This window comes from Massilia sp. NBRC 108631, from assembly GCF_059704565.1.
The window spans coordinates 1-11762 of sequence record NZ_BAAKJE010000275.1; the positions used below are offsets into that span (position 1 = coordinate 1).

Here is an 11762-nt window from a genome sequence, read left to right on the forward strand (position 1 = left end):
TCGGCAGCTCGTCGCGGAACTCGATGTATTTCGGCTTCTTGTAGGCGGTCAGTTCGTGCTTGCAGAATTCCTGGATGGCTTCGGCGGTCAGGTTGGGGTCTTTGCGCACCACGAACAGCTTGACCGCTTCGCCGGAATTTTTGTCCGGCACGCCGATGCAGGCCACTTCCAGCACGCCCGGGTGCGCCGCCACCACGCCTTCGATTTCATTCGGGTAGACGTTGAAGCCGGACACCAGGATCATGTCTTTCTTGCGATCGACAATGCGGGTGTAGCCGCGCTCGTCCATGATGCCGACGTCGCCGGTCTTGAAGAAACCGTCGGCCGTCATGGTCTTGGCCGTTTCGTCCGGACGCTGCCAGTAGCCGGCCATCACCTGCGGGCCGCGGATGGCGATCTCGCCCGGCTGGCCCAGCGGCACTTCGACGCCGTCGTCGTCCAGGATCTTGATCTCGGTCGACGGGATCGGCAGGCCGATGGTGCCGGTAAACTCCTTGATGTCGACCCGGTTGGCGGTCGCCACCGGCGACGTTTCGGACAGGCCGTAACCTTCGATGATAGGCGTGCCGGTCAGCTTCAGCCAGCGGTCCGCCACCGCCTGCTGCACCGCCATGCCGCCGCCGTTGCATACCTTGTAGCTGGAGAAGTCGAGCTTGGCGAAGTCCGGGTTGTTGAGCAGCGCGTTGTACAGCGTGTTTACAGCCGGGAACACCACCACCGGATACTTGGCCAGTTCCTTGACGAAGCCGGGAATGTCGCGCGGGTTCGGCACCAGGATGTTCAAGCCGCCGAAACGCATGCCCATGAAGGCGCTGATGGTGAGCGAGTAGATGTGGTACAGCGGCAGCGCGCACACGAACACCACCTGCTTGCCGCTGGTGTCCAGGCCCAGCCAGGCTTCGTTCTGCAGCACGTTGGAGATGACGTTGCGATGCAGCAGCACGGCGCCCTTGGAAACCCCGGTGGTGCCGCCGGTGTATTGCAGGAAGGCGATGTCCTCGTGGCCCAGCTGCACCGGCTTGAGCGTCAGGCGCGCGCCTTCGGCCAGCATTTTCTTGAAGCTGATGGAACCCGGCAGCGACCAGGCCGGCACCATTTTCTTCACGTTGCGCACCACGAAGTTGACGATGGCGCCTTTCAGGCCGCCCAGCAGGTCGCCCATGCTGGCCACGATCACGTGCTTGACCTTGGTGGCCGACAGCACCTGCTGCACCGTGGTGGCAAAGTTCTCCAGCACGATGATGGCTTCGGCGCCGGAGTCGTTCAACTGGTGCTGCAGTTCGCGCGGCGTGTACAGCGGGTTGACGTTGACCACCGTGTAGCCGGCGCGCAGGATGCCCGCCATGGCGACCGGATATTGCAGCACGTTGGGCAGCATGATGGCCACGCGCGCACCCTTTTCCAGTCCCTTGCTTTGCAGCCAGGCGCCCATCTGCTTGGACATCTGGTCCACTTCGCGGTAGGTCAGGAACTTGTCCATGCACACGTAGGCGTTACGGTCGGCAAACTGACGGAAAGACTCCTCCAGCAAATGCGTTACCGAGCTGTATTGCGTGTTGTCGATTTCCGCAGGTACGCCTTGGGGGTAGGAATTCAACCAAATCTTGTCCATCAGTAGCCTCGCTCAAACATTATTCGATAAAAAAACCGCCTGGCCAGCAGGCGGTTGTGCCTGTGGCCAGTGGGCTTATGCCGCTTTCTTCTTCTCGCCCACCACTTCGTCGCGCAGCACGCGGCGCAGGATCTTGCCGACGTTGGTCTTCGGCAGCTCGTCGCGGAACTCGATGTATTTCGGCTTCTTGTAGCCGGTCAGGTTTTCCTTGCAGTAGGCCATCAGGGTCTCCACGCTCAGGTTCGGGTCCTTGCGCACCACGAACACTTTCACCGCTTCGCCCGAATGCTCGTCCGGCACGCCGATGCAGGCGCATTCCAGCACGCCCGGATGGCCGGCGATTACGCCTTCCACTTCGTTCGGATACACGTTGAAGCCGGACACCAGCACCATGTCCTTCTTGCGGTCGACGATCTTCACGTAGCCGTTGGCGTCCATCACGCCGACGTCGCCGGATTTGAAGAAGCCCTCCGGCGTCATCACCTTGGCGGTTTCCTCCGGACGGTTCCAGTAGCCCACCATCACTTGCGGACCGCGGATGGCGATCTCGCCCGGCTGGCCCAGCGGCACTTCCTTGCCGTCGTCGTCCAGGATGGCGATGTCGGTGGACGGCACCGGCAGGCCGATGGTGGCGGTGAAGGCCGTGCCGTCGGCGCGGTTGCAGGTGGCGGTCGGCGAGGTCTCGGACAAGCCGTAGCCTTCGATGATGGGCACGCCCGTCACTTTCAGCCACTTGTCGTTGACGGCCTGCTGCACCGCCATGCCGCCGCCGTTGCAGATCACCACGCCGGAGAAATCCAGCTTGCTGAACTCGGGATGGTTCACCAGCGCGTTGTACAGCGTGTTCACGGCCGGCAGCATGTTGAACTTGTACTTGGACAGTTCCTTGATGAAGCCGCCGATGTCGCGCGGGTTGGGGATCAGGATGTTCATCGCGCCCATGCGCATGCCCCACATGGCGCAGGCCGTCAGCGCGAAGATATGGTACAGCGGCAGCGCGCAGACGATGGTCAGCGGCTCATTGGCCGGCAAGGTCTTCAGGCGCGGCTGGGCCCAGGCTTCGTTCTGCAGCAGGTTGGCGACGATGTTGCGGTGGGTCAGCGTGGCGCCCTTGGACACGCCCGTGGTGCCGCCCGTGTACTGCAGGAAGGCCACGTCGGACGCGTTCAGCTCCACCGGCGTGAGCTTCATGCCCGCGCCCTGCGACAGCGCGTCCTTGAAACGCACCGCGTTCGGCAGCGAGAAGGCCGGCACCATCTTCTTCACATTGCGCACCACGAAGTTGACGATCACGCCCTTCAGCCCGCCCAGCATTTCGCCCATGCTGGCCACCACAATGTGCTTGATCTTGGTGCGCGGCAGCACCTGTTCCAGCGTGGTGGCAAAGTTCTCGAGGATCAGGATGGCTTCCGCGCCGGAGTCGTTCAGCTGGTGCTCCAGCTCGCGCGGCGTATACAGCGGGTTGACGTTGACCACGGTATAGCCGGCGCGCAGGATGGCGGCGATGGCGATCGGGTATTGCAGCACGTTGGGCATCATCACCGCCACGCGCGCGCCCTTTTTCAGGCTGCGGCTTTGCAGCCACGCGCCCAGGCGCTTGGAATAGCTGTCAAGTTCGGCATAGGTGAGGAATTTGTCCATGCAGACGTAGGCATTGCGGTCCGCGTACTTCTGGAAGGACTCTTCCAGCAAATGCACCAGCGAACGATATTGGTTCGGATCGATCTCCGCTGGAACGCCGGGGGGGTACGACTGCAGCCAAATTTTTTCCATCCTGTGCCTCGTCTCTTGATATGTTTTTTTGGGGGGCAAACAAAAAATAGTACGCTCGTACACAAACTGAGTAAGATGCTATCGGGCGCCACGCTAGTATGCAAGCGCTTTTGCAGATTTTGAACCCCTGCTCTACGAAGTAATGCGCAGACGCAACCTGCTGCAGCGCAGCAGAGTTCAGTGTTCCGGCGACGCTAGCGATTGCGTAGCGACCGTATCGGGTGGGGGTGGCGGCGGCTGTCCCAGATGCAGCAAGCGGGCCTGGCGCTCCTGCAGGCTCAAGGTCGACATGCCTTGCACCGCAGCATAAAAGCGCGGGAAGGTCTTTTCCTGCGCCAGCAAGGCGCGGAAGCCCGGTAAAAAATCATTGTAAGTTGCAACAGAGGCAAGGTGGGCATTATTTAATGGTTCGGCGAAGAAACGATCATAGCCCGCGTAGCCGCCCCAACTGTTGACTTTCATCAACTGATATTCCTCTTTCAGCGCGGCGAAAATGCGCAGTTTCTCTTCCCGCTTCTTCTTGTCGCTGACCTTGCGCGCATAGTTCGACGCCAGCAGCGCGCGGTGCCGCACCAGCAGGTCGAGGAAGTCGCGCCGGCGCACGCTGTAGCGCTCGTAGGCTTCGCGCATGGCGGGGTTGCCGTACATGTCCAGCCAGCGCTGCACGCCGGCTTCCTCCACCGCCGTGGCGAACGCTTCGTTGAAGCGCGAATCGCCCTGCACGTAGGCAACCTGGTGCGCCAGCTCGTGGAACACCATGCGCGCCAGTTCAGCGTCGGAATAGTTGATGAAGGACGACAGCAGCGGATCGCTGAACCAGCCCAGGGTGGAATAGGCCGGCACGCCGCCCAGCTGCACGTCGTTGCCTTCCTTGCGCAGCTCGTCGGCGTAGGCTTCGGCGTCCTCCTTGCTGTAGTAGCCGCGATAGCTGACGCAGCCGGCAATCGGGAAACACCACTGGATGGGCCGCAGCGACAGCGACGGCGTGGCCACCACGTTCCACAGCACATAAGGCCGGTTCAGGGCGGCGTAGTTGCGGTAGCTGGCGTTGTCCGGCAGGCCAAGCTCCTTGACGGCGAAGCGGCGTATCAGCAGCGCCTTTTCCAGGCGCGCCTTGAGCTTGGCGTCGGTGGCCGGATCGCCCAGCCAGTCTTCGATGGGACGCGCTTCGGACCACAGCGCGTACTGGCCCTGCGCGGCCTGGAAGTAGTATTTAAACTGGGCGCAGCCAGCCAGCATCAATGCGCACGCGCCCGCCGCCAGCCAGAACCTGGCACGCATTAGCTGTCGGGCAAATTTGCGCATTTTTCACTCTCACGCCGCTTTCTCTACCTGGACCAGTGTATCGTAAAAAGTCGGCGCGCGGCCCATATCGGTAAGCCGCTGGCTGGTCACTTCGTTGGCGTTTTTGCCGTCGCCGGCGAGCTTCTTCCACCATATGGAGAGGCCCACCACGAGCCCCGCGCGGGCCTTGTCGGTGACGCGCAATTTACATACGAATGAGCCACGATCGTTGTATATGCGCACCATTTCGCCGTGCGCCACGCCGCGCTGCGCCGCGTCGTCCGGATGCATGTCGAGCTGCGGCTCGCCCTCGGTGGCGCGCAAGCTGGTCACATTGACAAAGGTGGAGTTCAGGAAGTTGCGCTGCGGCGGAGAAATCATGCCCAGCGGGTACTTCGCGGCCAGCGCCGGATTGCTGGCGCGCGACTCGTACGGCGCAATATATGCGGGCAGCGGATCGAGGCCGTCGGCCAGCATCTGCGCCGAATAGAACTCGCATTTGCCGGACGGCGTGGGGAAGCCGCCCTGCGCGAACGGCGCGGCCGGCATGTTCAGGCGCTGCCAGCCTTTCTGCTTGAGCGACTCCCAGTCGAAATGGACGGCGCGCGCGTCTTTCGTATTGAAAGCCTGCGCCGCCAGCTGATCGTCGCTCTCATGGAAAACAGGATCGTCCAGGCCCATGCGCGCGGCCAGCAGGCGGAAGATTTCCGTGTTCGGCTTGGCTTCGCCCATGGGCGCGATGGCAGCGTTGTTGGCCATCATGTACAGGTGGCCGTAAGACGTGTGCACGTCCACGTGTTCCAGCTGCGTGGTGGCGGGCAGCACGATGTCGGCGTAGTCCACGGTGTCGGTCTGGAAGTGCTCCAGCACCACGGTAAACAGGTCGTCGCGCGCAAAGCCGGCCGCCACCTTGGCCGAATCGGGCGCCACCGCCACCGGGTTGGAGTTGTACACGATCACCGCCTCCACCTGCGGGCCGAATTCAGGCGAGGCCGGGCGCAGCAAGTCGTCGCCGATGGTGCTCATGTTGATGGTGCGCGGCAGTTTGGCGTGCCGCTGCAGCAGGTCGGTGCGCTGCAGCAGGGCCTTGTTGGCCGGGAAGGAGCCGCTGGAAGACAGCTGGATGCCGCCGGCCGCGTGGCGCCAGGCGCCCACCAGCGCCGGCAGGCAGGCGATATTGCGCACCGCCATGCCGCCGCCGCGCACGCGCTGCACGCCGTAGTTGGTGCGGATGGCCACCGGCTCGCCGTTCTTCGCCATGCCGCCGTACAGGCGCGCCAGTTCCACCACTTCCTGCACCGTGATGCCGCAGGTTGCCGCAGTGCGCTCGGGTGTCCATTCGGCGGCGCGTTCTTTCAGTTGCTCGAAGCCCAGCGTATACCCGGCGATGTAATCGTGGTCCAGCAGGTCTTCGGCGATCAGCACATGCATCATGCCCAGCGCCAGCGCGGCGTCGGTGCCGGGCAGCAGGGCGATGTGCTGGTGGCATTTCTCGGCCGTCAGCGAGCGGTAGGGATCGATGGCGATCAGCCTGGCGCCGTTGCGCTTGGCGGCCTGGGCGCGAGTCCAGAAATGCAGGTTGGAAGCGATGGGATTGCCGCCCCAGATGATGATCAGCTTGGCGTCCTGGAAATGCTCAAGGTCGGTGCCCGTGGAGCCGCCCACCGTGTATTTGTAGCCGGTGGCGCCGGCCGTGGCGCAGATGGTGCGGTCCAGCTGCGAGGCGCCCAAGGTGTGGAAGAAGCGTCCTGCCATGGATTCGCCCTGCAGCAAGCCCATGGTGCCGGCGTAGCTGTAGGGCAGCAGCGCTTCCGGTGCGCGCGCCACGATAGGCTTCAGCTTGGCGGCGATGGCGTCCAGCGCTTCGTCCCAGCTGATGCGCTCGAACTTGCCCTCGCCCTTCTTGCCGACCCGGCGCAGCGGACGCAGCAGGCGGTCCGGGTGGTAAGTGCGCTCGGTGTAGCGCGCCACCTTGGTACAGAGCACGCCGCCGGTGGGCGGGTGGTCCGGGTCGCCTTTCACTTCGGTGGCGACGCCGTCTTCGACGGTGACGATGATGGCGCAGGTGTCGGGGCAATCGTGCGGGCAGGCGGCACGGACGTGGCTGGTGGAGGTCATGGCGGGTCCAGGAACAAACATCGAAACCACTATCGTAAACGATTCCGCGCTACCCCATCCGGCGGCGGCAAAGGCTACAATGGCTATACCGCTATAGCGCACGGCGTCTTACAAAGACGCAAGCAAGAATAAAATACTGGAGAGCCCAGAATGAAACTTGTAGAACCGATTATTGCGTTTCAATCCGAGTTGCAGCAGATCCGGCGCGATCTGCACGCGCACCCGGAACTTTGCTACGAGGAAGTCCGCACCTCCGACGTGGTGGCTGCCAAGCTGACCGAATGGGGTATCCCCGTCGTGCGCGGCCTGGGCCTGACCGGCGTGGTCGGCATTATCAAGAGCGGCACCTCGGAGCGCGCCATCGGCCTGCGCGCCGATATGGACGCGCTGCCCATGCAGGAAATCAACACTTTCGCCCATGCATCCAAGCACGAAGGCAAGATGCACGCCTGCGGCCACGACGGCCACACCTCGATGCTGCTGGGCGCGGCCCGCCACCTGGCGCAGCACCGCGATTTCGACGGCACCGTGTACCTGATTTTCCAGCCGGCCGAGGAAGGCGGGGCCGGCGCGCGCCGCATGATCCAGGACGGCCTGTTCGAGCGTTTCCCGATGGAAGCGGTGTACGGCATGCACAACTGGCCGGGCATGCCGGCCGGCAGCTTCGGCGTGTGTGAGGGCCCCATGATGGCGTCGAGCAATGAGTTTCATGTGACCATACGCGGCAAGGGCGCCCACGCGGCCCAGCCGCACAAGGGCATCGATCCCATCATGGTGGCAGTGCAGATCGCGCAGGCCTGGCAGACCATCGTCACCCGCAACAAGAGCCCGCTCGACACGGCGGTGCTGTCGATCACCCAGATCCACGCCGGCAGCGCGACCAACGTGATTCCGGACGAGGCGAAGATGGTGGGCACGGTGCGCACCTTCACCACCGAGGTGCTGGACCTGATCGAGCAGCGCATGCGGCTGCTGGCCGAGAACATCGCGGCGGGCTTCGATGCGGAAGTCGATTTTGCGTTCAGGCGCAACTATCCGCCGCTGGTGAACCATGCGAAGGAAACCCGGTTCGCGGTGGAAGTGATGAAGGCAGTGGCCGGCGCCGACCAGGTGGACGAGCAGGTCGAGCCGACCATGGGTGCGGAAGACTTCGCCTTCTTCCTGCAGGAAAAGCCGGGCTGCTACATCTTCCTCGGCAATGGCGACGGCGACCACCGCGACGGCGGCCACGGCCTGGGTCCCTGCGTGCTGCACAACGGCAGCTACGACTTTAACGACAACCTGCTGCCCATCGGCGCCAGCTTCTGGGTGCGGCTGGCGGAAACGGCGCTGCCGCTGGCGCGCTGAGAGCGGCGCGTTAGGGCAACTGGTCCGGCCCGTTCCCCACGCGCTGCCCGGTGTTGAGCTGCTCCAGCCCCAGCAGCGCGGCCGAGTGATCCGCCTGCGGGAACATGTCCACAATCGCCTCATAGCGCTGCGTCACCAGGTCGGTGACCGGCAACTGCACGCCCGCCGCAGCCGCGGCGGCCAGGATGTTGTGCTGGTCCTTGAGCTGCGTGCGCACCTGCCCGCCCGGCATGAAATTGCGCTCCAGCATGCGCTGTCCATGCACCTCCAGCACCTTGCTCTCGGCAAAACCGCCCCGTATCGCGGCCCGCACCGCAGCCGGGTCCGCGCCGGCCGCCTGTGCCAGCAGCAGCGCCTCCGCCACGATGTTGATGGTACCGCCCACGATCAGCTGGTTGCACAGCTTGGACACCTGCCCGCTGCCAGCCGGTCCAACCAGCGTGCAGCGCCCCATGGCGGCAAACACCGGCTCGGCGTCCGCATAGTCTTGCGCATTGCCGCCCGCCATGATGGCCAGCGTGCCCGCCTGTGCGCCGGCCACGCCGCCGGACACCGGTGCGTCCACGAAACGGCAGCCGCCCGCCGTGAGCCGCGTGTGGAACTCCTGCGCCTCGGATTGACGGGTGGAGCTCATGTCTATCCACAGCGCGCCCGGCCGCAGCGAGGGCAGCGCCGCATCGATCACCAGGCCCACCACGGGCCCGGCCTCGAGCATGGAGATCACCACGTCCGCAGAGCTGACAGCGTCCCCCAGTTCGGCCACCGGCATGGCGCCGAATTCAGCCAGCGGTTCGGCCTTGCTGGCCGTGCGGTTCCAGACAGTGACGGGGAAGCCGGCTTGCAGCAGGCGCCGCACCATCGGCTCTCCCATCAAGCCGATACCAAGGAATGAAATTTGCGTTGACAATGGGACTACTCCTGAGTGAACAATGTTGAGGATGTCGTAAGAATAGTAGCGCCTCCTGAACGATTTTGTGAATCTCGGTAGAATGAAGTACTGCTATATAACTCGACATATAGCGCAGACTCTGAAAGAAGCCATGCAAACTAAAAAAATCCTCGCGGCGGCCGCCGCAATTCTGGCAATGCAAGCCGCAGTTGCCGACGACAAGCTGATCGATACGTCCTACGTGGAATACGCCAGCGCCTCCAAGATCCAGATGGCGCGCATCGGCGCCACTTCCGACTGGAACAAGCAGTGGTTCCAATCCAACGGCACCAGCCTGAGCGGTTACTGGGACGCCAGCTTCGGCGCGTGGCGCGGCAAGATGGCCAACAATGTGCCGGGCGCGCACCAGGACCTGGTGGACGTCGGTTTCACGCCCGTGTTCCGCTACGGCGCCGACAACAAGAAGGGTTTCTACGTTGAAGGCGGCATCGGCGTGCACCTGCTGTCCAAGCTGTACAACAACAACGACGACAAGCTCTCCACCGCCTTCCAGTTCGGCGACCACATCGGCGTTGGCTACGTGTTCGACAACCACTGGGAAGTGGCCGCCAAGATCCAGCACTTCTCGAACGGCGGCATCAAGAAGCCGAACAGCGGCGTCGACTACGCCGTGGTGAAGCTGGCCTACCGCTACTAATCCGCACGCAAGAAAAAACCTCCGCAGTTCACACTGCGGAGGTTTTTTTTCGTCCCGCCGATGGCTTACTCGGCCACGTCCGTTCCCACGTTGATGGCCGCGTAAGCGCGCTGCACGGCCTTGGCCTCCGCGCTGTTGACGCCATACAGCTCCTGCGCGGAAGCCAGCACTTTCAGGCGCGCGTCCGCATAGTTGGTCGAGGAGGTGAACTTGGTGCTCAGCGCCTTGAACCAGATGCGGTAAGCCTTGTCCAGGCCGATGCCGGTCATCGCCAACGGCGCCTTGGTCAGGTATTTGCTGTAGTACTCGCTGCCGGCGCTCGAGCTGGAACCCTTGGCCAGGAAGTAGAACATGCGGTTGTTCGGGCCGCTGCTGTAGTGCACGTCCAGGCGCTTGAGCGAGGTGCTCCAGGCATCCGGGCTGCTGCCGTCCTTGCTGGGCTTGTACATCCAGCGCAGCGGCTGGCCATCCTTGGCGATTTCCTTGCCCATCATCCAGTCGTTGGCGCCAGGCGACGGCAGCGCGGCGCCGCTGCCGCCGGCGCGCGCATACGCTTCCACCGCTTCGCCGGTGATGTCCGAGCTCGACTCGTTCAGGCCGCCGGATTCGCCCCGGTAGTTCAGGTTGGACGTGGCAGCGGTGACGCCGTGGCCCATCTCGTGCCCGATCACGTCGATCGAGCCCAGGTTGTTAAAGTAGCTGCCGCCGTCGCCGATGTACATGCATTTGCAGCCGTCGGAATAGTAGGCGTTGTCGTAGGCGGTGTTGACGTGGGCCGCGATGTAGGTCGAGGTGTTGTTGCCGTCCAGCGACTGCCAGCCCAGCACGTTCTTCAGCATGTCGTAGGTGTTCATCAAGCCCCACAGCGCGTTGACGGCGGCGGTCTGGCCATTGGCGTTGGTGGTGCTGCCGCCGGCGATGTACTGCTGGCCGTCGCCCCAGGTGTTGCTGGAATTGGTGTACACGCTGCCGGCGCTGGTGGTGTGGTTGGCGTTGGTGATGGCCATGGCGCCGAAGGTGCCGCCGGTGCCGCGCGAGCCGTCCACCATCTTGTAGGTGGTGCCGCTCAGGGTGGTGTTGATAGGCACGGCGCCGTTGTACTGGCTGTTGCCGGTACCGATCACGGTTTGCAGCATGTTCCACTGCTCGATCACGCTGCCGTCCTGGGCGTTGACGATGGTGTTGTGGAACACGGGTTTGTTGCCGTTGGCCATGCGGGTCTGCACCAGGTAGGCCAGCTTGTAGCCGTCCAGCACCTCGGTGACGTCAGTGGCATTCAGCTCGGCTTCCGCCTTGTTCTCCGCGCCGGGTGCGCGCACGGTCTTCATGACGGGATAGATGATCAGCTCGGCGCTTGGCGGGTCGATCGCCACGCCGTACGGACCGACACGGCGCAGCGCCACGTCCACGGCCTGCTGGGCATGCAGCTTCGGCTTGATGTCCATGCGCTTGGCCGACAGCGCGCCGCGGCGGTCCGCGATCGATTCGCTGAGGATGTTGCCGCCGGCATCGGACACCACCACCGACTCGGATTCGAAGATGCGCACGCCCTTGTAGGTGTGGTTCAGGCGGCTGATGGCATGGCCGCGTGCGCCGGGATGCTGGCTGCCGATGACGAAGCCGTGATCGGTATCCAGGCCGTGCTTGCCGCGTTCGCCGTTCAGCGTGCTGATCAGCCGGGCCTTTTCTTGCGGGGAAAACGACGCCGGCTCGCCCATGATGGGGGCGGCGTGGGCGGTGGAAAGTAGCGACGCTGCAACGGCGGCGGCTAGCATGGTCGTACGAAGTGCCATTTCTATCTCCCAGGTTGGTAGGAGAGGAAAGTTAGCCCATCCGTTCAGGGGGAGTCAAAAAAGGCGGGAAATGAGACTTTTTGGTGGAAAGTGTCTCAAATGGGACAAAAATGAAAAAAGCCCACCAAGATCACTTGGTGGGCTTTTTTATATAACTAGCCTGACGATAACCTACTTTCACACTGGTTGCAGCACTATCATCGGCGCAAAATCGTTTCACGGTCCTGTTCGGGATGGGAAGGGGTGGGA

Annotated in this window: 8 protein-coding genes and 1 rRNA gene; 2 read left to right on the top strand and 7 right to left on the bottom strand. The window is 63.3% G+C overall.

Annotated features, from left to right (window positions below; all coding sequences use genetic code 11):
• The 4 genes from AC6H42_RS30630 to AC6H42_RS30645 all read right to left on the bottom strand — a co-directional run.
• Positions 1–1612 (bottom strand): long-chain-fatty-acid--CoA ligase (locus AC6H42_RS30630; protein ID WP_497549697.1); only part of this gene is annotated, 1612 nt, incomplete at its 3' end.
• Between the two features lie 75 nt (positions 1613–1687).
• Entirely contained in the window at positions 1688–3385 is a 1698-nt protein-coding gene (locus AC6H42_RS30635; protein ID WP_057152624.1) for a long-chain fatty acid--CoA ligase, read from the bottom strand.
• 177 nt (positions 3386–3562) lie between these two features.
• Positions 3563–4666 carry an aminopeptidase gene (locus tag AC6H42_RS30640; RefSeq protein ID WP_229417996.1) on the bottom strand — a complete coding sequence of 368 codons (1104 nt, stop codon included), beginning with the start codon at positions 4664–4666 and terminating at the stop codon, positions 3563–3565.
• Positions 4667–4699: 33 nt separating this feature from the next.
• A complete protein-coding gene (locus AC6H42_RS30645) occupies positions 4700–6787 on the bottom strand; it encodes a molybdopterin-containing oxidoreductase family protein (protein WP_497549698.1) in 2088 nt (695 codons plus the stop codon).
• A gap of 150 nt (positions 6788–6937) precedes the next feature.
• Here AC6H42_RS30645 and AC6H42_RS30650 point away from each other — a divergent pair, with 150 nt between their 5' ends.
• On the top strand, positions 6938–8134 hold the full coding sequence (locus AC6H42_RS30650) for a M20 aminoacylase family protein (protein WP_057152619.1): 1197 nt from the start codon (positions 6938–6940) through the stop codon (positions 8132–8134).
• Positions 8135–8144: 10 nt separating this feature from the next.
• Here the strand turns inward: AC6H42_RS30650 and AC6H42_RS30655 are convergent, their stop codons facing one another.
• Positions 8145–9041: an NAD(P)-dependent oxidoreductase gene (locus AC6H42_RS30655; RefSeq protein WP_267877818.1), complete on the bottom strand. Its 897-nt coding sequence runs from the start codon at positions 9039–9041 to the stop codon at positions 8145–8147.
• Between the two features lie 133 nt (positions 9042–9174).
• On the opposite strand from AC6H42_RS30655, the gene AC6H42_RS30660 reads away from it, so the two are divergent.
• Positions 9175–9720 carry an acyloxyacyl hydrolase gene (locus AC6H42_RS30660; RefSeq protein ID WP_057152615.1) on the top strand — a complete coding sequence of 182 codons (546 nt, stop codon included), beginning with the start codon at positions 9175–9177 and terminating at the stop codon, positions 9718–9720.
• Positions 9721–9785: 65 nt separating this feature from the next.
• Here the strand turns inward: AC6H42_RS30660 and AC6H42_RS30665 are convergent, their stop codons facing one another.
• Together AC6H42_RS30665 and rrf are read right to left on the bottom strand one after the other, a co-directional pair.
• Positions 9786–11513 (bottom strand): M4 family metallopeptidase, encoded by a 1728-nt coding sequence (locus tag AC6H42_RS30665; RefSeq protein ID WP_497549699.1) that lies wholly within the window; start codon positions 11511–11513, stop codon positions 9786–9788.
• 158 nt (positions 11514–11671) lie between these two features.
• A 5S ribosomal RNA gene (rrf, locus tag AC6H42_RS30670) occupies positions 11672–11762 on the bottom strand; the annotation flags it as partial.

Coding starts and splice junctions, on each gene's coding strand:
- AC6H42_RS30635 (WP_057152624.1), bottom strand. CDS start 3,385: ATGGAAAAAATTTGGCTGCAGTCGTACCCCCCCGGCGTTCCAGCGGAG.
- AC6H42_RS30645 (WP_497549698.1), bottom strand. CDS start 6,787: ATGACCTCCACCAGCCACGTCCGTGCCGCCTGCCCGCACGATTGCCCC.
- AC6H42_RS30665 (WP_497549699.1), bottom strand. CDS start 11,513: ATGGCACTTCGTACGACCATGCTAGCCGCCGCCGTTGCAGCGTCGCTA.
- AC6H42_RS30650 (WP_057152619.1), top strand. CDS start 6,938: ATGAAACTTGTAGAACCGATTATTGCGTTTCAATCCGAGTTGCAGCAG.
- AC6H42_RS30660 (WP_057152615.1), top strand. CDS start 9,175: ATGCAAACTAAAAAAATCCTCGCGGCGGCCGCCGCAATTCTGGCAATG.
- AC6H42_RS30640 (WP_229417996.1), bottom strand. CDS start 4,666: ATGCGTGCCAGGTTCTGGCTGGCGGCGGGCGCGTGCGCATTGATGCTG.